This window comes from Actinomadura flavalba DSM 45200, from assembly GCF_000374305.1.
Taxonomy (GTDB): Bacteria; Actinomycetota; Actinomycetes; order Streptosporangiales; family Streptosporangiaceae; genus Spirillospora; species Spirillospora flavalba.
This window is the reverse complement of the sequence record NZ_KB894101.1, coordinates 122,923-146,024: the sequence shown is the minus strand read 5'-3', so window position 1 is coordinate 146,024 and position 23,102 is coordinate 122,923. Positions and strand designations below refer to the sequence as shown.

Sequence of the window (23,102 nt, the reverse complement as noted above, 5' to 3'; positions counted from 1 at the left end):
TACTCACCTGCCTGCAACTTTTGTCACTCCCGTGAGCAATATGCAGGCGCAAGTTCTACATTCGGGGGGATTGCGAGGCATGTGACAGGCTGGTTAACTGTGGCTCCGCTACTCCTGAGTAGAGACGTGGCGGCGGACGGCTCCGCGCCGGGCGACGAATGCGGCGGACGCCCGGCGCGCCGGCGGCCGTGCACCGACCGGGATCGCGACCCGCGGACGCGATCCAGGAGGGGACTCGGGGAAAGGGGACGGGGAAAGTCCTTTCGTTCTTTCGGCACGCTTCACTCCCGTCCTGGCCGCCGAACGCGGGCGGCGTTTCCGGACGCAAATGCACACCCTCCGACCGGGAAAGTACCGCTTGATGTCGTCCTCCGAGTACGTTCCTCTTTCGGCCGCTCAGCAGAGTGTCTGGTACGCGCAGCAGCTCAATCCCGAGGTGCCGATCTGCATCGCGCAGTACATCGAGATCGAGGGACCGCTCGACCCCCATCTCTTCGACGAGATCGCCCGCGCGGCCGGCCACGAGTTCCCCGGCATGCAGATGCGGATCGTCGAGCGGGACGGCGAACCATTCCAGTCGATCGCGACCGACCGGACCGTCCCCATTCCGGTCACCGACTTCTCCGCCGCCGCCGACCCGATGGCGGCGGCACGGGAATGGATGCGCGCCGACATGGCGGCGCCGATGGACCTGTTCGGTGAACGGCTCTACCACCTGCGCGTGCTGCGCCTGGCCGCCGACCACCACCTCTGGTACCTGCGCGCGCACCACATCAGCGTGGACGGGTTCGCCGGGACGCTCGTCAACGCCCGCATGGCCGAGCTGTACACGACGCTCGCGACCGGCGGCGTCTACGAGCCCGCCGAGCGCGGCGACTACCGCGCCCTGCTCGCCGAGGACGCCGAGTACCGCGCGTCCGAGCGCTTCGCCAAGGACCGCGCGTACTGGACCGAGCGGTTCGCCGACCTCCCGGAGATCAGCGGGCTGACGTCGCGCACCGCGCCGCCCACGATGGACTTCCTGCGCAGCAGCACGACGCTCGGGCCGGACGAGAGCGCCGGGCTGGCCGCGTCCGCCCGCCGCCTGCGCACCGCGACGCCCGGCCTGGCCATCGCCGCGACGGCCGCCTACCTGGCCCGCGTGACCGGCGACGACGACATCGTGCTCGGCCTGGCCGTCACCGGCCGCACGACCGAGCTGGCCCGGCAGACGCCGACGATGCTGTCCAACATCGTCCCGCTGCGGGTGCGGGTCGACCCCGCGATGACGCTGGACGAGCTGACCCGCACGGTCTCCCGCGCGACCGCCCGCGCACTGCGCCACCAGCGGTACCGCCGCGAGGACCTGCTGCGCGACCTGCGGCTGCTGCGCGAGCAGCGCCGCCTGTACAGCGCGATCGTCAACATCATGCCGTTCGACTACACGGCCGACTTCGCGGGCACCCCGGCCCGCGCGCACGCGCTGGCCCTCGGCCTCACCGAGGACATCGCGTTCAACATCCACGACGGCCTGGACGGGCGCGGCACCCGCGTCGACATGGACGGCCACCCCGCCCTCTACACCGCCGACGAGATCGCCGCGCACCACGCCCGGCACGTCCGGTTCCTGCGGGCGATGGCCGACGCCGACCCGGCGTCCCGCGTCAGCGACCTGCCGCTGCTGGACGACGCCGAGCGCGCGGCCGTCCTGGACGACTGGAACGCCACCGCGACCGACCGTCCGCGCGGCGCGACGATCGTGGAGGCGTTCGCCGCCCGCGTCGCCGCGGCGCCCGGCGCGCCCGCCGTCGCGACGGCGGGCCGCACGGTGCTCACCTACGCGGAGCTGGACGCCCGCGCCAACCGGCTCGCGCACCGCCTCGCCAAGCTCGGCGCGGGCCCGGAGATCCCCGTCGCGACGCTGCTGGACCGCTCGCCGGACCTGGTGACGGCGTCGCTGGCGATCCTCAAGACCGGCGCCCACTACGTCCCGGTCCACCACACCTATCCCGCCGACCGCGTGGCGTGGCTGATGCGCGACACCGGCGTGAAGCTGCTGCTGTGCGACCGGGCGACGCTCGCCGAGCGGCCGTGGCTGGCCGACGCCGAGCAGGCGGGCATCAGCGTGCTCGTCGTGGACGACGCCGACTGGCCCGCGACCGAGCCGGACACCGACCCCGGCACCGTCCCGCACCCGGACGCGCTCGCCTACGGCATCTTCACCTCCGGCTCGACGGGCACGCCGAAGGCGGTCGGCGTCCGGCACCGCGACGTCACCGACTTCGCCACCGACGGCCGGATCGCGCTGCGGCCCGGCGACCGGCACCTGTTGCACTCCACGCACGCGTTCGACGCGTCCACGCTGGAGCTGTGGGCGCCGCTGCTGGGCGGCGCGACGATCGTCCTGGCCGCGCCCGGCGCGCTGGACACCGCCGGGCTCACCGACGTCATCGCGCGCGGCGGCGTCACGCACCTGTTCATCACGACGTCGCTGTTCAACCTCGTCGCCGCCGAGCACCCGGAGGCGTTCGCGCCGGTGCGCGTCGTGCAGACCGGCGGTGAGGCGGGCTCGCCGACGGCGATGCGGCGGGTGCTGGACGCCTGTCCCGGCGTGGACCTCCAGCACGTCTACGGCCCGACCGAGACGACGACGTACGCGGTGGGACGGTCCGTGCGCGGCCGGATCGCGCCGGACGCGACGGCCGTCCCGCTCGGTACCCCGCTGGACGACATGCGGGCCTACGTGCTGGACGAGGCGCTGCGCCCCGTCCCTCCCGGTGTGACCGGAGAGCTGTACCTCGCCGGAGCGGGCGTCGCGCGCGGCTACCTGTCCCGGCCCGCGCTGACCGCCGCCGCGTTCGTCGCCTGCCCGTTCGGCGCGCCGGGCGAGGTCATGTACCGCACGGGCGACGTCGTCCGCTGGAACCTGGACGGCGAGCTGGAGTACCAGGGCCGCGCCGACCAGCAGCTCAAGGTGCGCGGCTTCCGCATCGAGCCGGGCGAGATCGAGAGCGCGCTCGCCGCGCACCCGGACGTCGAGCTGGCGGCCGTCGTCGCGCGCGAGGACGCCCCCGGCGTCAAGCGGCTCGTCGCCTACGTCGTCGGCGCGCCCGACCCGCGCGAGCTGCGGACGCTGCTCGCCGGGCGGCTGCCCGACTACATGGTCCCCGCCGCGATCGTCCCGGTGGAGACGCTGCCGCTCACCGCCAACGGCAAGCTCGACACCCGCGCGCTGCCCGCGCCCGACTACGCCGCCGCCGAGGACACCCCCTACCGGGCCCCGCGCACGCCGCAGGAGGAGATCCTGTGCGGGCTGTTCGCCGAGATCCTCGGCCTGGACCGGGTCGGCGTGGACGACGGCTTCTTCGACCTCGGCGGCGACTCGATCATCGCGATGCGGCTGGTGTCGCGCGCCCGCCGCGCCGGGCTCGCGCTGTCGCCGCGCGACGTGTTCGCCCGCCCGACCGTGGACGAGCTGGCCGCCGTCGCCCGGCCCGTCGAGGACGCGGCCGCGCCGGAGGCCGACGAGCCGCTGGGCGAGGTGCCCGCGACGCCGATCGTGCGGTGGTTCCGCGAACTGGGCGGCCCCGAGGGCGGTTTCAGCCAGAGCGTCCTGCTGCGCACCCCCGCAGGGCTCGGCACCGACCGGCTCGCCGCCGCGCTGGCGACCGTCCTGGACCACCACGACGCGCTCCGGCTCGTCGCCCGTCCCGACGGCACCTTCCACGTCCCGGCCGCCGGGTCCGTGGACGCCGCCGCGTGCGTCCGCCGCGCCGGCGCCGCCGGGCTGGACGACGCGGCGCTGACCGCGCTGGCCGCCGCCGAACTCGCCGCCGCCCGCGACCGCCTCGACCCCGCCGCCGGGGTGAACGCGCAGCTCGTCTGGCTGGACGCGGGCGACGCGCCCGGCCGCCTGCTGCTCGTGCTGCACCACTTCGTCGTGGACGGCGTCTCGTGGCGGATCGTGCTGCCCGACCTCGTCGGCGCCTGGGCCGGGACGACCCCGGACCCGGTCGGCACGTCCTACCGGGCGTTCGCGCGCGGGCTCGCCGCGGAGGCCCGGAAGCGGGCCGGCGAGCTGGACCTGTGGCGGGACGTGCTCACCGGGGACGACCCGCCGCTCGGCGACCGCCCGCTCGACCCGGCCCGCGACACGCACGCCACCGCCGCCCGCCTCACCGTCGAACTGGACGCCTCCACCACCGGCGCGCTGCTGACGTCGGTGCCCGCCGCCGTGCACGGCCGCGTCAACGACGTTCTGCTCACCGGCTTCGCCCGCGCGTTCGCCGCCTGGCGCGGCACGCCCGGCGCGCCGGTGCTGCTCGACCTGGAGGGCCACGGCCGCGAGGACGTCCTGTCCGGCGCGGACCTCACCCGCACCGCCGGATGGTTCACGAGCAAGTTCCCGGTGCGGCTCGACGGGACGAGCGTCCGCGCGGTCAAGGAGACGCTGCGGAGCCTGCCCGACCAGGGCCTCGGCTTCGGCCTCCTGCGCCACCTGAACGAGGACACCGCCGCCGAGCTGGCCGCGCGGCCCGCGCCGCAGGTCGTCGTCAACTACCTCGGCCGCGTCGAGTCCGGCGACGGCGACTGGAGCGTCGCCGCCGAACCCGGCGCGCTCGGCGGCGGCGCCGACGACGCGCTGCCCCTCGGCCACACCCTCGCCGTGGACGCCCACGCGCAGGACGGCCCGGACGGCCCCCGCCTCGTCGCCACCTGGACGTGGGCGGGGCAGATCCTCGCCGAGGCCGACGTCCGCGCGCTGGCCGACGCCTGGTTCGCCGCGCTGCGCGATCTGGCGGCGGGCGACGAGCACGGCCACAGCCCCTCGGACTTCCCGCTCGTCGCGCTCGGCCAGGACGAGGTCACCGAGCTGGAGCGCGACCATCCCGCGCTGGCCGACGTCTGGCCGCTCGCCCCGCTCCAGCAGGGCCTGTACTTCCACGCGCTGCTGGACGCCGAGGCCACCGACGTCTATACCGGCCAGCTCGTGCTGGACTTCGCCGGAACCCTGGACGTGGCCGCGCTGCGCGCCGCCGCCGAGCGGCTGCCGTCCCGGCACGCCGCGCTGCGCACCGCGTTCACCCAGACGGCCGGGGGCGATCCCGTCCAGCTCGTGCTGAACGACCTGACCGCCGGGCTCGCGGGCCTCTGGCGTGAAGGGGACCTGTCCGGGCGGGACGAAGGCGCGCTGACCGATCTCATGCGGTCCGAGCGGACGCGCCGGTTCGACCTCGCCCTGCCGCCTTTCCTGCGGTTCGTCCTGGTCAGGTTCGGTGACGACCGGTACCGGCTGCTGCTGACGTTCCACCACATCGTGCTGGACGGCTGGTCGATGCCGTCGCTGGCCGGGGAACTGCTCGCCCTCTACGGCGGGCAGGAACCGCCGCGCGCCCCCGCCTACAAGGAGCACCTGGCCTGGCTCTCCCGCCGCGACGCGGGCGCCGCCGAGGCCGCCTGGACCCGCGCGCTCGACGGCGTCACGCGCGGCACGCTCGTCGCCCCCGGCGCCGCCGACCGCGCCCCCGGCCTGCCGGAGAAGATCCGCACGGTGCTGCCGGGCGCGTTGTCCGACGGCCTGGCCGCCACCGCACGCGCGCACGGCGTCACCGTCAACACGCTCGTGCAGGCCACGTGGGGGCTGCTGCTCGCCCGCGTGCTGGGCCGCGACGACGTCGTGTTCGGCGCGACCGTCTCCGGCCGCCCGCCCGAACTGCCCGGCGTCGAGCAGATGGTCGGCCTGTTCATCAACACGCTGCCCGTCCGCGTCCGGCTCCGCGACGACGAGACCGCCGCCGGTCTGCTCACCCGGCTCCAGGCCGAGCAGGCCGACCTGTTCGCGCACCACCACCACGGCCTCGGCGACCTGCACCGCATCGCGGGCGTCGCCGCGCTGTTCGACACCATGACGGTGTTCGAGAACTACCCCTTGGACGCCTCGCTGCTCGGCGCCGAGTTCGGCGGCGCCCGCCTCACCGGCGCCGACCTGCTCGACGCCACCCACTACCCGCTGACGCTCGACGCCGTCCCCGGCGAGCGGCTGCAACTGCGGCTCGGCTTCCGGCCCGACGTGTTCGACCGCGCGACCGCCGACGCGCTCGTCGCGCAGCTCCTCGGCCTGCTGGAGAGCCTCGCCGGCGGCGCCGACCGGCCCGTCGCCGACCTCGACCTCACCGGCGAGGACGCCGCCCTGCTGCGGTCCCGGTTCGCCGCCCTGGCCGCGCCCGAGCCCGCGCAGCGGACCGTCAAGCGGCTCGTCGCGTACGTCGTCGCCGCGCCCGGCGCCGAGCCCGACCCCGACGCCATCCGCGCGCACGTCCGCGCCAACCTGCCGGACGCGATGGTGCCGTCGGCGGTCGTCGTGCTGCCCGAACTGCCGCTCACGCCGAACGGCAAGGTGGACACCAAGGCGCTGCCCAAACCGGCGCTGACCGTCACACTCACCGACTACACCGCCCCCCGCGACGAGCGGGAGAAGGCGATCGCCGCCGTCTTCGCCGAACTCTTGGACGTCGACCGGGTCGGCGTCGACGACGACTTCTTCGAGCTGGGCGGCAACTCGCTCGTCGCGATGCGGATCGTGGCGCGGGTGCGCCGCGCGCTCGGCGTCGAGCTGCCCGTCCGGGCGATCTTCGAGGCGCCGACCGTCGCGGCGCTGGCCGCGCTCGTCCGCGACACGGCGCCCGGCGGCGCCCGGCCCGCGCTGACGGCGGGGGAGCGGCCCGCGCAGGTGCCGCCGTCGTACGCGCAGCAGCGGCTCTGGTTCCTCAACCGGTTCGAGGGGCCGTCCGCGACGTACAACATCCCCGTCGCGCTGCGCGTCCAAGGGGAACTGGACACCGGCGCGCTGCGCGCCGCGCTCGGCGACGTCGTCGCCCGGCACGAGGCGCTGCGCACGATCCTGCCCGACACCGGCGGCGTCGCCCGCCAGGTCGTGCTGGACCCGCGCGCGGCCACGCCCGAGCTGGAGACGGCCGCCTCCACCGAGGCCGAACTGCCCGCCCGCCTCGGCATGGCCGCCGCGCACGCGTTCGACATCACCGCCGAACCGCCGCTGCGCGCGCACCTGTTCACGCTCGGCACCGGCGAACACGTCATCCTGCTGCTCCTGCACCACGTCGCGGGCGACGGCTGGTCGATGGCGCCGCTGGCCACCGACCTCATCACCGCGTACGCCGCCCGCGCGGCCGGGGAGGCGCCGGGCTGGGCGCCGCTGCCCGTGCAGTACGCCGACTACACGCTCTGGCAGCGTGACCTGCTCGGCTCCGAGGACGACCCCGGCAGCCTCGCATCCCGCCAGATCGCCTACTGGCGCGACGCCCTGGCCGGGCTGCCCGAGGAACTGGAGCTGCCCGCCGACCGGCCGCGCCCGGCCGAGGCGTCCCACCGGGGCGGCACCGCCCGCTTCACGCTGCCCGCCGACACCCGCGCCGCGCTGCTCGCGCTCGCGCGCGAGACCGGCGCCAGCCCGTTCATGGTCGCGCAGGCCGCGTTCGCGGCGCTGCTGACGCGGCTCGGCGCGGGCACCGACGTGCCGATCGGCTCCCCGATCGCGGGCCGCACCGACGAGGCGCTGGACGACCTGGTCGGCAACTTCGTCAACATGCTGGTGTTCCGCACCGACACGTCCGGGAACCCGACGTTCCGCGAGCTGGTCGCCCGCGCCCGCGACACCGGCCTGGCCGCCTACGCCCACCAGGACGTCCCGTTCGAGCGCCTGGTCGAGGTGCTGAACCCGCCGCGCCACCTGGGCCGCCACCCGCTGTTCCAGGTCGGCCTGACGTTCCAGAACAACCCGGACGTCCGGCTCGACCTGCCCGGGTTCAGTGCCCGGCCCGAGCCGCTGCACGCGGGCGTCGCCCGGTTCGACCTGCTCATGGTCCTCACCGAGACGCCCGGCGCGCTGGAGGGCGAGCTGGAGTACGCGCTCGACCGCTACGACCCCGCCACCGCGCAGAGCCTCGTGGTCCGCTTCGAGCGGCTGCTGACCGGGCTCCTCGCGGACCCGGACGCGCCCATCGCCGTTCCGGAGATTCTGGCGGCGGGGGAGCGGGACACGCTGCTCGGCGACTGGGCCGGGGGCACGCTCGACGCCGCCGCCGACGTCACGATCCCCGCGCTGTTCGAGGCGCGGGCCGCCGCTGCGCCCGACGCCCCGGCCGTCACCTTCGAGGGACGCACCCTCACCTACGGGGAGCTGAACGCCGCCGCCAACCGGCTCGCCCGGCACCTGGCCGGACGCGGCGTCGGTCCCGAGCGGTTCGCCGCCATCGCGCTGCCCCGCTCGGCGGACCTCGTCGTCGCGATCCTCGCCGTCCTCAAGGCGGGCGCCGCCTACGTCCCGGTCGACCCCGACTACCCGGCCGACCGCGTCGCGCACATGCTGGCCGACTCCGCGCCCGTCGTCGCGATCACCGCGTCCGGCGCGGACGCCGCGCTGCCCGAGGGGCTGCCGCTCGTCCTGCTCGACGCCGCCGACCTGTCCGGGTTCGCCGCCGACGACCTCACCGACGCCGACCGCACCGCGCCGCTGCGGCCCGGCCACCCCGCGTACGTGATCTACACGTCGGGTTCGACGGGCCGTCCCAAGGGCGTCGTCGTCCCGCACCGCAACGTGGCGCGGCTGCTGTCGGCGACGCAGCCGTGGTTCTCCTTCGGGCCGGACGACGTGTGGACGCTGTTCCACTCCTACGCGTTCGACTTCACCGTCTGGGAGCTGTGGGGCTCGCTGCTGCACGGCGGCCGTCTCGTCGTCGTCCCGTATCTGACATCGCGCTCGCCGGAGGACTTCCTGCGTCTTCTGGCGGATGAGCGCGTGACGGTGCTGAACCAGACGCCGTCGGCGTTCTACCAGCTCATGGCCGCCGACCGGGACAACCCGGGCCTGGACCTGGCTTTGCGGTACGTGGTGTTCGGCGGCGAGGCGCTGGAGCTGGGCCGCCTCGATGACTGGTACGCCCGGCATGCCGACGACGCCCCGACTCTGGTCAATATGTACGGCATCACCGAGACGACGGTGCACGTCTCGTATGTGAAGCTCGACCGGGCCTATGCGGCGACGGCCCCCGGCAGCGTGATCGGTGTCGGTATCCCCGATCTGAAGGTGTACGTGCTGGACGCCCGGTTGCAGCCGGTTCCGGCGGGGGTCGTCGGTGAGCTGTACGTCGCCGGTCCCGGTCTGGCGCGGGGTTACCTCAACCGTCCCGACCTGTCGGCGGAGCGTTTCGTCGCGGACCCGCACGGCGGGCCCGGAACCCGCATGTACCGGACGGGCGACCTGGGCCGCTGGCTGAGCGACGGCCGTCTGGAGTATCTGGGCCGTTCCGACCAGCAGGTCCAGCTTCGCGGCTTCCGCATCGAACTCGGAGAGATCGAGGCCGTCCTCGCCCGGCACGACGGCGTGACGGACGTGGCCGTCGTCGTCCGCGACGAGCGCCTGGTCGCCTATGTCGTCGGCACCGGAACCGACCCGGTCGAACTGCGCAAGTTCGCCGGGCAGGACCTGCCCGAGCACATGGTCCCCGCGACCGTCGTCCCGCTGGACGCCCTGCCGCTGACCGTCAACGGCAAGCTCGACCGCCGGGCGCTCCCCGCGCCCGACTTCGCCGCCGCCGTCTCCTCCCGCGCCCCCGGCACCCCGCAGGAGGAGGTCATCGCCGCGCTGTTCACCGAGGTCCTCGGCCTGGAGCGGGTCGGCGTGGACGACGGGTTCTTCGACCTGGGCGGCGACTCGATCATCGCGATCCAGCTCGTCTCCCGCGCCCGCCAGTCCGGCCTGGCCATCGCCCCCCGCGACGTCTTCCAGCACCAGACCGTGGAAGGGCTCGCCGCCGTCGCCCGTCCCGTCGGTGAGGGCGAGACCGTCGAGGCCGAGCCGCCCGGCGCGGGCGTCGGGCCGGTGCCGGTCACGCCGATCGTGGCGTGGCTGCGCGACCGCGTGGGCGGCGACGCCGGGCTCATCGCGGGCTTCACCCAGGCGACCGCGCTCGTCACCCCGCCCGCCGCCGGGCTCGACGCGCTCACCGCCGCGTTCCAGACGCTGCTGGACCACCACGACATGCTCCGGCTCCGCCTCGACGTGGACGGCGACGCGTGGCAGCCCGTCGTCCGCCCCGCCGGGGACGTGGCCGCCGCGCCGCTCGTCGGCCGCGTGGACGTCGCCGGGCTGGACGCCGACAAGCTCGCCGCGACCGTCGCCGAGCAGGCCGCCGCCGCCCGCGACCGCATCGACCCCGTCGCGGGCGTCACCGCGCAGCTCGTGTGGCTCGACGCCGGGGACGCGCAGGGGCGGCTGCTCGTCGTCCTGCACCACCTCGTCGTGGACGGCGTCTCCTGGCGCGTCCTGCTCCCCGACCTGGTGGCCGCCTGGGCCGGGATGGAGCTGGAGCCCGTCCCGACGTCGTTCCGCCGCTGGGCGCAGAAGCTCACCACGGCCGCCGACGCCGACGAGCTGGACACCTGGCTCGACATCGTGGACGGCCCGCCGCAGCGGCTCGCCGACCGCGCGCTGGACCCGCGCGTCGACATCGCCGCCCGCGCCGCGTCCCTCACCGTCGAGCTGCCCGCCGACGTCACCGGCCCGCTGCTCACCGACGTGCCCGCCGCGTTCCACGGCCGCGTCAACGACGTCCTGCTCACCGGCCTCGCCCTCGCCGTCGCGCAGTGGCGGCGGCACCGGGGCGGGCGCGGCACCGAAGTGCTGCTCGACCTCGAAGGCCACGGCCGCGAGGACGACGCGGTGCCCGGCGTGGACCTGTCGCGCACGGCGGGCTGGTTCACCTCGCTGTTCCCGGTCCGGCTCGACGCCGGGCCCGCCGACTGGTCCGACGTCGTCGCGGGCGGCCCCGTCGCGGGCGCCGCCGTGAAGCGGGTCAAGGAGCAGTTGCGCGCCGTGCCCCGCAACGGCATCGGCTACGGCCTGCTGCGCCACCTGGACGAGGACGCCGCCGAGGAGCTGGCCGAGCTGCCGCCCGCGCAGCTCGCGTTCAACTACCTGGGCCGCGTCGCGCAGGGCGACGCCGGAGCGGACTGGAGCGTCGCCGCCGAGCAACCGCCCGCCGGGGACGACCCGCGCATGCCGCTGGCGCACGTCCTGGAGGTCAACGCGCTCACCCGCGACCTGCCCGGCGGCCCCGAGCTGGCCGTCACCTGGACGTGGCCGGACGGCCTGCTGACCGCCGACGCGGTCCGCGAGCTGGCCGACGGCTGGTTCGCCGCGCTGCGCGGCCTCGTCGCGCACGTCGCGGCGTCCGCCGCCGGCGGCGCCGCCCCGGCCGGCGGATTCACCCCCTCGGACCTGCTCGTCGAGCTGGACCAGAACGAGATCGACAGTCTTCAGGACGCGTGGAGGAAGCAGCAGTGAACCGGGGGGACCTTGAGGACATCCTGCCGCTGTCCCCGTTGCAGCAGGGCTTCTTCTTCCACGCGGTGTTCGACGAGGACGGCGCCGACGTCTACACCGCCCAGCTCGTCCTGGACCTGGACGGGCCGCTCGACGCCGCCGCGCTGCGCACCGCCGCCGACACCCTGCTGCGGCGGCACGGCAACCTGCGCGCCGCGTTCTGGCACGAGAACCTGTCCAAGCCCGTCCAGGTGATCCCGCGCGCCGTCGAGCTGCCGTGGGAGGAGATCGACGCCGCCGACGCCGCCGAGGCGGACGCGATCGTCGCCCGCGAGCGGCTGCGGCCGTTCCCGGTGACCGAGCCGCCGCTGCTGCGGTTCACGCTGGTGCGGCTCGGCGCCGAACGGCACCGGCTGATCTTCACCAACCACCACATCCTGCTGGACGGCTGGTCGACGCCCGTCCTGGCGACCGAGCTGTTCCTGCTGTACGTGCAGGGCGGCCACGACACCGGTCTGCCGCGCGTCACCCCGTACAAGAACTACCTGGCCTGGCTCGCCGGGCAGGACCGCGACGCCGCCGCGAAGGCGTGGGCGCACGCGCTCGACGGCGTCACCGAACCGAGCCTGGTCGCGCCCGAGGCCGCCGACCGGGCGCCCGTCCCGCCGCGCCGGGTCACCGCCGCGCTGGACGAGCGGTTCGCCAAGAAGCTCACCCGCGTCGCCCGCCGCCACAACGCGACGCTGTCCACGCTGCTCCAGGCCGCCTGGGGCGTCGTGCTCGGCCGCGTCCTCGGCCGCGACGACGTCGTGTTCGGCGCGACCGTCTCCGGCCGCCCGCCCGAACTGCCTGGCGTCGAGCAGATGATCGGCCTGTTCATCAACACGCTCCCGGTCCGCGTCCGGTTCCGCCCGGACGAACCGCTGGGCGCCCTGCTGGAACGCCTCCAGGACGAGCAGACCGACCTGCTCGCGCACCACCACCTCGGCCTCACCGAGATCCAGCGCGCGGCCGGGCACCGGGGCGCGCTGTTCGACACGATGACCGTGCTGGAGAACTACCCGTTCGACCCCGGCTCCATGGAGGGGTCGCTGAACGGGGTGCGGATCACCGGCGCCGACGCCTACGACGCCACGCACTTCCCGCTGTCGTTCGTCGCCGCGCCCGGCACCGAACTCCGGCTCCGGCTGCACTACCGGCCCGACGTCTACGACACCGCCACCGCCGAGGCGCTGCTGGCCCGCGTACGGCGCGTCCTGGAGGCCGTCGCGGCCGACCCGGACCGGTCCATCGGCGCGCTCGCGCTCGCCGGGCCGGACGAGATCGCCGCGCAGGAGGCGTGGAACGCCACCGGCACGGCGGCGCTCCCCGGCACCGTCGCGGACCTCTGGGCCGAGCGGGTCGCCGCCACGCCCGGCGACGTCGCGCTCGTCGCCGGTACCGAACGCCTCACCTACGCCGAGCTGGACGCCCGCGCCGCGCGGCTCGCCCGCGAGCTGATCGTGCGCGGCGCCGGAGCCGAGGACCGCGTCGCGCTCGTGCTGCCGCGCGTCCCGGAGATCGTCGTCGCGATCCTCGCCGCGCACAAGGCGGGCGCCGCGTACGTCCCGGTCGACCCCGGTCATCCCGCCGACCGCATCGCCTACATGCTCGACGACGCCGCGCCGATCCTCACGCTGACGCTCGGCGACCGCGTCCCGGACGCCCCCGGCCGCCTGGCGCTCGACACGCTCGACCTGACCGACGGCCCCGTCGAGCCGGTCCGTCCCGCCGCGCCCGGCAACGCCGCCTACGTCCTCTACACCTCCGGCTCCACCGGCCGCCCCAAGGGCGTCGCCGTCTCGCACGCGAACCTGCTCGCCTACCACGCCGCGCACCGCGCCGACCTCTTCGACCCGGTCGCCGCCGAGGCGGGGCGGCGGCTGCGGTTCGCGCACCTGGCGTCGTTCTCGTTCGACACGTCCTGGATGGGCCTGCTGTGGATGTTCCACGGCCACGAACTGCACCTCCTGGACGACGCCACACGCCGCGACGTCGAGGCGTTCACCGCCTACGTCGGCGCCGAGCGCGTCGACCTCGTGAACACCACGCCGTCGCACTTCCAGTCGCTGCGCGAGTCGGGACTGCTCACCGGGGACGGCCGCCACGTGCCGTCGCAGCTCCTGCTGGGCGGCGAGGCGATCGGCGCCGCGCTCTGGGCGGAGCTGCGCGCGCTGCCGGGCGTGACGACCCGGAACTTCTACGGGCCGACCGAGGCCACCGTCGACGTCCTCAACGCCCGGCTCGACGCCGCCGAACGCCCCACGATCGGCGCCCCGCACCCCGGCGCCCGCGCCTACCTGCTCGACGCCGCGCTCCAGCCCGTCCCGGTGGGCGTCCCCGGCGAGCTGTACCTCGCCGGGGGACAGGTCGCGCGCGGCTACCACGGCCGCCCCGGCCTGACCGCCGAACGGTTCGTCGCGGACCCCTACGGCCCGCCCGGCTCCCGCATGTACCGCACCGGCGACCTGGCCCGCTGGGTCGAGGGACCGGACGGTGCCCGGCTGGCCGAGTACCTCGGCCGCGCCGACGACCAGGTCAAGATCCGCGGCTACCGGATCGAGCCGGGCGAGATCGAGAACGTCCTGGCCGCGTTCCCCGGCGTCACGCAGGCGGCCGTGGTCGTCCGCGACGACCGGCTGTACGGCTACGCCGCCCCCGCCTCGGCCGACCCCGCCGCGCTGCGCCGCCACGCCGCCGCGCACCTGCCCGAGTACATGGTCCCGGCGCTCACCGTCCTCGACGCGCTGCCGCTGACCGTCAACGGCAAGATCGACCGCGCCGCGCTGCCCGCGCCCGGCGACGCCGCCGCGACGCCCGGCCGCGCGCCGCGCTCGCCGCAGGAGGAGATCCTGGCCGGGCTGTTCGCCGACGTGCTCGGCGTCCCGTCCGTCGGCGTGGACGACTCGTTCTTCGACCTCGGCGGCGACTCGCTCACCGCGACCCGCCTGGTCAGCAGGGTCCGTTCCGCGTTCGGAGCCGAACTGCCCGTCCGGGCGCTGTTCGAGGCGCCGACCGTCGCGGGACTGGCCGTCCGCCTCGCGGACGCCGCCGGCACCGCCCGGCCCGCGCTGGAGCCGCGCGAGCGGCCCGCCGCCGTCCCGCTGTCGTACGCGCAGCAGCGGCTCTGGTTCCTCAACCGGTTCGAGGGGCCGTCCGCGACGTTCAACATGCCCGTCGCGCTGCGGCTGCGCGGCACCCTGGACGCCGCCGCGCTCGACGCCGCCATCGGTGACGTCGTCGCCCGGCACGAACCGCTCCGCACGATCTTCCCCGACACCTCCGGCACCGCCCGGCAGCTCGTCCTGGACGCCGCCGCCGCGCGACCCCGGCTCACCGTCACCGAGACCGACGAGGCCCGGCTGCCGATGGCGCTCGCCGCCGTGGTCGGGCAGGGCTTCGACCTGTCGGTGGAGCCGCCGCTGCGCGCGCGGCTGCTGCGGCTCGCGCCGGACGAGCACGTCGTGCTGCTCGTCCTGCACCACATCGCGGGCGACGGCTGGTCGATGGCGCCGCTCGCGCGCGACGTCATCCTGGCCTACGCCGCCCGCGCGGCCGGGGAGGCGCCGAGCTGGGCGCCGCTGCCCGTGCAGTACGCCGACTACACGCTCTGGCAGCGCGAGCTGTTCGGCTCCGAGGACGACCCGGACAGCCTCGTCTCCCGTCAGCTCGCCCACTGGACCGAGGCCCTGGCCGGGCTGCCCGAGGAACTGCCGCTGCCCGCCGACCGGCCCCGCCCGGCCACCGCCTCGTACCGGGGCGGCACCGTCCGGTTCGAGCTGGACGCCGCCGCGCACGCCCGGCTGCGCACGCTCGCCCGGGAGACCGGCGCGAGCCTGTTCATGGTCGTGCAGGCCGCCTACGCGGCCCTGCTCACCCGCCTGGGCGCCGGAACCGACATCCCGATCGGCTCCCCGATCGCGGGCCGCACCGACGAGGCGCTGGACGACCTCGTCGGCATGTTCGTCAACATGCTCGTGCTCCGCACCGACACCTCCGGCGACCCGTCGTTCCGCGACCTGGTCGCCCGCGTCAAGGACGCCGACCTGGCCGCCTACGCCCACCAGGACCTTCCGTTCGAGCGCCTGGTCGAGGTGCTGAACCCGGCCCGGTCGATGGCCCGGCACCCGCTGTTCCAGGTCGCGCTGTCGTTCCAGAACAACCCCGAGGCCACGCTCGAACTCGACGGCCTCACCGGCGGCCCCGAGAACCTCCCGCTCGGCACCGCCAAGTACGACCTCTCCCTCTACCTGGAGGAACGCGCCGAAGGCGGCATCGACGCCGGGCTCGAATACGCCCTTGACCTGTTCGACGCCGACACCGCGCAGACCCTCGCCGACCGGTTCGTCCGGCTCGTCACCGAACTCCTGGACGCCCCCGACGCCCCCATCGGCACCGCCGACCTGCTCGACCGCGCCGAACGCCGCACGCTGCTGCGCACCTGGCCGGGCGGCAAGGGCGTGCCGTCGTCGGTCACGCCGGTGCTGACCGCGGACACGATCCCGGCCGCGTTCGCCGCGCGCGCCGCCGCGACGCCGGACGCGCCCGCCGTCACGTTCGAGGGCGCCTGCCTCACCTACGCGCAGGTCGAGGCGCGCGCCAACCGGCTCGCGCACCTGCTCGTCGAGCGCGGCGCCGGGCCCGAGCGGTTCGTCGCGCTGGCGCTGCCGCGCTCGGCCGAACTCGTCGTCGCCGTCCTCGCGGTGCTCAAGTCGGGCGCCGCGTACGTCCCGGTCGATCCGGACTATCCGGCCGACCGCGTCGCGTACATGCTGGCCGACTCCGCGCCCGCGCTCGCCGTCACCGTCGCCGAGTCGGCCGACGTGCTGCCCCCCGGCGTCCCGCGCGTGCTGCTGGACGACTGGGAGGAGACCGCCTACCCGTCGTCGGCGCCGGACGTCGCGCTGGACCCGGCGCACCCGGCGTACGTCATCTACACCTCGGGTTCGACGGGGCGTCCCAAGGGCGTCGTCGTCCCGCACGCCAACGTGATCCGGCTGCTGCGCTCCACCGAGCCGTGGTTCTCCTTCGGCCCCGACGACGTGTGGACGCTGTTCCACTCGTTCGCGTTCGACTTCTCGGTGTGGGAGCTGTGGGGCTCCCTGCTGTACGGCGGCCGCCTGGTCGTGGTGCCGTACCTGACATCGCGCTCACCCGAGGACTTCCTGCGCCTGCTGGCCGCCGAGCGCGTGACCGTGCTGAACCAGACGCCGTCGGCGTTCTACCAGCTCATGGCCGCCGACCGGGAGAATCCGGACCTGGATCTGGCGCTGCGGTACGTGGTGTTCGGCGGCGAAGCCCTGGAGCTGGGCCGTCTGGACGACTGGTACGCCCGGCACGCCGACGACGCCCCGACCCTCGTCAACATGTACGGCATCACCGAGACGACCGTGCACGTCTCGTACGTCGCGCTCGACCGCGCTTATGCGGCGACGGCCCCCGGCAGCGTGATCGGTGGCGGCATTCCCGATCTGAAGGTGTACGTGCTCGACGCCAGGTTGCAGCCGGTTCCGGCCGGTGTCGTCGGTGAGCTGTACGTCGCGGGCGCGGGCCTGGCCCGTGGCTATCTCAACCGCCCCGACCTGTCGGCGGAGCGATTCGTCGCGGACCCGCACGGCAAGCCCGGAACCCGCATGTACCGGACCGGCGACCTCGGCCGCTGGCTCAAGGACGGCCGTCTGGAGTATCTGGGCCGTTCCGACCAGCAGGTTCAGCTTCGCGGGTTCCGCATCGAACTGGGCGAGATCGAAGCCGTCCTCGCTCGGCACGCCGCCGTCACCGACGTGGCCGTCATCGTCCGCGACGACCGGCTCATCGCCTACGCCGTCCCCGCCGACGGCGCCGCGCTCGACGTCCAGGAACTCCGCCGGTTCGCCAACCGGGACCTCGCGGACCATATGGTCCCCGCCACGGTCGTCCCGCTGGACGCCCTGCCGCTGACCGCCAACGGCAAGCTCGACCGCCGGGCGCTGCCCGCGCCCGACTTCGCCGCCGCCGCCTCGTCCCGCGCCCCGCGCACCGCCGAGGAGGAGACGCTGACCGCCCTCTACGCCGAAGTGCTCGGCCTGGAGCGGGTCGGCATCGACGACGGGTTCTTCGACCTGGGCGGCGACTCGATCATCGCCATCCAGCTCGTCTCCCGCGCCCGCCAGTCCGGCCTGGCCATCACGCCCCGCGACGTCTTCCAGCACCAGACCGTCGAGGAACTGGCCGCCGTCGCCCGCCCGGTCGCCGAGGGCGCCGAGGCCGAGCCGCCCGGCGCGGGCGTCGGGCCCGTCCCGCCGACCCCGATCCTGCGCTGGTTCACCGAACTGTCCGGCCCGACCGCCTCCTACAGCCAGCGGATGCTGCTCCAGGTGCCGCCCGGCCTCGGCGCGGACCGGCTCGCCGCCGCGCTCCAGACGCTGCTGGACCACCACGACGTGCTGCGCCTGCGCGTGGACGGCGACCGCTTCGAGATCCCCGAGCCCGGCACGGTCGACGCCGCGCCGCTCGTCCGCCGCGTGGACGTCGCGGGGGACACCGACCTGGACGCCGCCCTCGCCCGCGCCTCCCGCGAGGCCCGCGACGGCCTCGACCCCGCCGCCGGGATCATGGCGCGGCTCGTCTGGTTCGACGCCGGGCCGGACGCCTCGGGCCGCCTGCTGCTGACGCTGCACCACCTCGTCGTGGACGGCGTCTCCTGGCGCATCCTGCTGCCCGACCTCGTCGCCGCCTGGGCGGGCCAGGAACCCGAGCCCGTCCCGACGTCGTTCCGGCGCTGGGCGCAGCGGCTCACCGCCGAGGCCACCGACCCCGCCCGCGCCGCCGAGCTGGCGCTGTGGACCGACGTCCAGGCGACGCCCGACCCGCGCCTGGCCACCCGCGACCTCGACCCCGCCGCCGACACGTTCGGCACCGCGCGCCACCGAACGGTCGAGCTGCCCGCCGACGTCACCGGCCCGCTGCTCACCGACGTGCCCGCCGCGTTCCACGGCCGCGTCAACGACGTCCTGCTCACCGCGCTCGCGCTCGCCGTCGCCGCCTGGCGCCGCGACCGGGGCGCCGGCGCGGAGACCGCCGTCCTGCTCGACCTGGAGGGCCACGGCCGCGAGGAGATCGTGCCGGGCGTGGACCTGTCGCGCACGGCGGGATGGTTCACCTCGATCTTCCCGGTCCGGGTCGACGCGGGAGAGACCGCCTGGGACGAGGTCGAATCCGGCGGACCGGCCGTCGGCACCGCTCTCAAGCGCGTCAAGGAGCAACTGCGCGAACTGCCCGACAACGGCATCGGCTACGGCCTCCTGCGGTACCTGCACCCGGACGGCGCCGCCCTGGCGGGCCGCACCCCGCAGCTCGCGTTCAACTACCTGGGCCGCACCGCCTCCGCCGAGCACGCCGACTGGTCGCCCGCCCCGTCCGACGCGCTCGCCGGGGGCCAGGACGACGCGCTCGCGCTCGTCCACGCGATCGAGGTCAACGCCCACACCCGCGACCTGCCCACCGGGCCCGAACTGTCCGCCACCTGGACGTTCGCCGGGAACCTGTTCACCGAAGCCGAGATCGCCGATCTCGCCGGCCGCTGGACCGCCGCCCTGCGCGGGCTCGTCACGCACGTCACCGAGGGGGCCGCCGACGGCCCGGTCGGCGGGTTCACCCCGTCCGACCTGGCCCTGGTCGACGTCGACCAGGACGAGATCGACGAGCTGGCCGCCGAACTCGACGGAGATTGGGAGCTGGACTGATGTCCGAACCGAAGAAGCAGTCGCAGCTCCAGGACATCTGGCCGCTGTCCCCGCTCCAGCAGGGCCTGTTCTTCCACGCGCTCTACGACGACGACGCCGACGTCTACACCGCGCAGATCGTGTTCGAGCTGCACGGCGCCCTCGACGTCGACGCGCTCCGGGCCGCCGCCGCGACGCTGCTCGCCCGGCACGCCAACCTGCGCACCGGGTTCCGTCAGCGCAAGGACGGCACGCCCGTCCAGATCGTGCACCGCGACGTGAAGCTGCCGTGGGAGGACGTCGACCTGTCCGGCCACCCCGACGCCGAACGCTCCGCCGACGACATCGCCGACCGCGAGCGCGCCCGCGGCTTCGACCTGCGCCGCCCGCCGCTGCTGCGGTTCACGCTGATCCGGTTCGCGCCCGACCGGCACCGGATGGTCTTCACCAACCACCACATCCTGCTGGACGGGTGGTCGACGCCCGTCCTCCAGACCGAGCTGTTCGCGCTGTACCTGACGGGCGGCGACGACACCGGCATGCCCCGCGTCACCCCGTACAAGAACTACCTCGCCTGGCTCGCCCGGCAGGACCGCCCCGCCGCCGAGACCGCCTGGCGCACCGCGCTCGCGGGTGTGGACGAACCCACCCTCGTCGCCCCGGGCGCCCCCGAGCCGGACGGGGACGCCGAACCCGGCCGCGTCCGCCGCGAACTGGACACCGCGCTCACCGCCGCCCTCACCGCCCGCGCCCGCGCGCACGGCGCCACCCTCTCCACCCTGCTCCAGCTCGCCTGGGGCGCCGTGCTCGGCCACCTCACCGGCCGCTCCGACGTCGTCTTCGGCGCCGCCGTCTCCGGCCGTCCCGCCGACCTGCCCGGCGTCGAGCAGATGATCGGCCTGTTCATCAACACGCTGCCGATCCGCGTCCGGCTGCACCCCGCCGACACCGTCGCGCAGGCCCTCACGCGCCTCCAGCGCGAGCAGACCGACCTGCTCGCCCACCACCACCTCGCCCTCACCGACATCCAGCGCCTCACCGACGCGGGCACCCTCTTCGACACGATGACCGTGCTGGAGAACTACCCCTTCGACCCCGACGCGGCGGGCACCGACCTCGGCGGCCTGACCCTGCACCCGGTCGGCGGCTACGACGCCTCGCACTACCCCCTCGCCCTCGCGACCGTCCCCGGCGAACGGCTGGCGCTGCGCCTCGACCACCGCGCCGACCTCTACGACGAGCCCGCCGCCGGACGCGTCATGGACCGCCTCGTCCGCGTCCTGGAGACCATCGCCCACGAACCCGACCTGCCGCTCGGCCGCGTCGACGTCCTGTCCTCCGACGAACGCACGACACTCCTCACCGCCTGGCAGGGCGTCCGCCGCGCCGGACACCCGGCCTCGGCCGGGGTACATGAGGCCGGGCACGACGGCCCGGCCGGTCGTCCTTCCGAGGCTGAGCCGGTGAGCGACGGGATCGGCGGTCACGAGACCGTGACCGGCCGTCTGCGGGCGCTGGCCGCGTCGCAGCCCGACGCCGTCGCCGTCCGGGTGGCCGGGGAGCCGGGCGAGGACATCACCTACGCCGAGCTGGACGCCCGCGCCAACCGGCTCGCGCATCGGCTGCGCGCGCTCGGCGTCGATCGCGAGACCCGCGTCGCGATGCTCGTCGAGCGCTCCGCCGACGTCATCGTCGCGACCGTCGCGATCCTCAAGGCGGGCGGCGCCTACGCGCCCATCCACCACAGCTACCCGGACGACCGGGTCGAATGGGCCGTCGGCATGGTGGACGCCCCCGTCCTGCTCACCGACGCCGGAACCGCCCCGCGCCTGGAGAAGCTCGCCATCTCCGCCCAGATCGTCGTGGTCGACGACGACCCGGAACTCGCGGCCCACCCCGCCACGGACCCGGACATCCCCGCGCACCCCGACCAGCTCGCCTACGTGCTGTTCACCTCCGGCTCCACCGGCCTGCCCAAGGGCTCCATGCTCCGGCACCGCGACTGCGTGGACCTGGCCCGCGAACCGTGGATGCGGACCGGCGCGCACGACCGCGTCCTCGTCCACTCCCCGCACGCCTTCGACGCCTCCACCTACGAGCTGTGGGTGCCGCTCCTGGCGGGCGGCACCGCCGTCGTCGCGCCGCCCGGACGGCTGGACGCCGCCGCGCTCGAACGGCTCGTCGCCGCCGAGGACGTCACCGGCCTGTTCATCACCACGACGCTGTTCAACCTCGTCGCCGAGGAGCGCCCCGAGGCGTTCGCGGGCCTGCGCGAGGTGCTGACCGGCGGCGAGGCGGGCGCGCCCGGCGCCATGCGCAAGGTCCTGGCGGCCTGCCCGGACACCGCGCTCGGCAACGTGTACGGACCCACCGAGGCCACCACGTACACCACGATCGTGGACATGCGGGCCCCGCTGGACGACCCCGCCGAGCAGACCCCCGTCCTCGGCCGCCCCATCACCGACATGCAGGTGTACGTGCTCGACGCGGCACTGCGTCCCGTTCCGCCCGGTGTGACCGGAGAGGCGTACGTCGCCGGGGCCGGGCTCGGGCGCGGCTACCTGCACCGCCCCGACCTCACCGCCGAACGGTTCGTCGCGAACCCGTTCGGCCCGCCCGGCTCGCGCATGTACCGCACCGGCGACCTGCTCCGGTGGCGCCCGGACGGCACCCTCGAATACGTCGACCGCGTCGACTTCCAGGTCAAGATCCGCGGCTTCCGCATCGAGCTGGGCGAGGTCGAGACCGCCCTCGCCGCGCACCCCGGGCTCGCCCACGCCGCCGTCCTCGTGCACGCGGACGGCGGCGTCAAGCGGCTCGTCGCCTACGTCGTCCCCGCCCCCGGCGTGCCCGCCGGACCCGCCCTCACCGCCGAGCTGCGCGCCCACGCCGCCGCCCGGCTCCCCGAGTACATGGTCCCCGCCGCGTTCGTCGAACTGGACACGCTGCCGACCGGCCCCACCGGCAAGCTCGACCGGCGCGCCCTGCCCGCCCCCGACTTCGCCGCCCTCGCCGCCGGACGCGACCCGCGCACCGAGCGCGAGGAGGCGCTGTGCCGCGCCGTCGCGGACGCGCTCGGCCTGGACCGCGTCGGCGCCGACGTCTCGTTCTTCGAGCTGGGCGGCGACAGCGTCACCGCGCTCAAGCTCGTCACCCGCGCCAAGCAGGCCGGGATCGAACTGACCCCCCGCGACGTGTTCACCCACCAGACCGTCGAGGCGCTCGCCCGGCTCGACGAGCCCGGCGCCGACGGGCTCGGCTTCGACGTCCTGCTGCCCATCCGCACCGAGGGCACCCGGCCGCCGCTGTTCTTCGTCCACCCGGCGGGCGGCCTGGCCTGGGGCTACTTCCCCTTCCAGCGCCACCTCGGCCCCGACCAGCCCGTCTACGGCCTCCAGGCCCGCGCGTTCACCCAGGACGAACTGCCCGGCTCCGTCGCCGAGATGGCCGCCGACTACCTCCCGCTCATCCGCGAGGTGCAGCCGCACGGCCCCTACCACCTGGCCGGATGGTCGCTCGGCGGCCTCATCGCCTACGAGCTGGCGCTGCTGCTCCAGGCGGCGGGGGAGAAGGTCGCCCTGCTCGCCATGATCGACTCCTACAACGGGCTCGACCTGGACTCCGAACGCCGCGAGGTGCTGCCCGAACTGCTCGGCGGCCTCGGCATCGACGCGTCCATGGTCGACGCCGACGGCGAGCCCGACGTCCCCCGCATCATGGCCGCCCTCGCCGAACGCGGCGACGCCCTCGCCACCCTCGACGCCGACGCCCTGCGCCGCGTCTACACCAACTACGCCAACGGCATCCGGCAGGCCGAGGAGTACGTCCCCGGCCGCTACACCGGCGACGTCCTGTTCTTCACCGCCCTTCAGGGCCGCCGGGCCGACGCCCCCACGGCCGCCGCCAACTGGGGCCGGCTCGTGGACGGCACGATCGAGGACCACCCGGTCGACGCCGAGCACCACGCCCTCATGGAACCCGGCCCCGTCGCCGCGATGGGCACCGTCCTGGCCGCCGCGCTCACCGAGCTGCACGGCTGA

The 23,102-nt window shown here is 75.1% G+C and carries 3 protein-coding genes; all 3 read left to right on the top strand.

What is annotated here, in order from left to right; translation table 11 throughout:
• Nucleotides 1-361 precede the first annotated feature (361 nt).
• Genes C229_RS0125220 through C229_RS0125210 form a run of 3 tightly spaced genes read left to right on the top strand, consistent with a single transcriptional unit; the run spans nucleotide 362 to nucleotide 23,102 of the window.
• Nucleotides 362-11,341: a non-ribosomal peptide synthetase gene (locus C229_RS0125220; protein ID WP_026314150.1), complete on the top strand. Its 10,980-nt coding sequence runs from the start codon at nucleotides 362-364 to the stop codon at nucleotides 11,339-11,341.
• Nucleotides 11,338-19,083 (top strand): non-ribosomal peptide synthetase, encoded by a 7,746-nt coding sequence (locus tag C229_RS0125215; RefSeq protein WP_026314149.1) that lies wholly within the window; start codon nucleotides 11,338-11,340, stop codon nucleotides 19,081-19,083. The genes C229_RS0125220 and C229_RS0125215 overlap by 4 nt, the downstream gene beginning before the upstream one ends.
• Nucleotides 19,083-23,102, top strand: coding sequence for a non-ribosomal peptide synthetase (locus C229_RS0125210; RefSeq protein WP_018657899.1), 4,020 nt, complete (start codon nucleotides 19,083-19,085; stop codon nucleotides 23,100-23,102). Before C229_RS0125215 ends, C229_RS0125210 begins: the two co-directional genes overlap by 1 nt.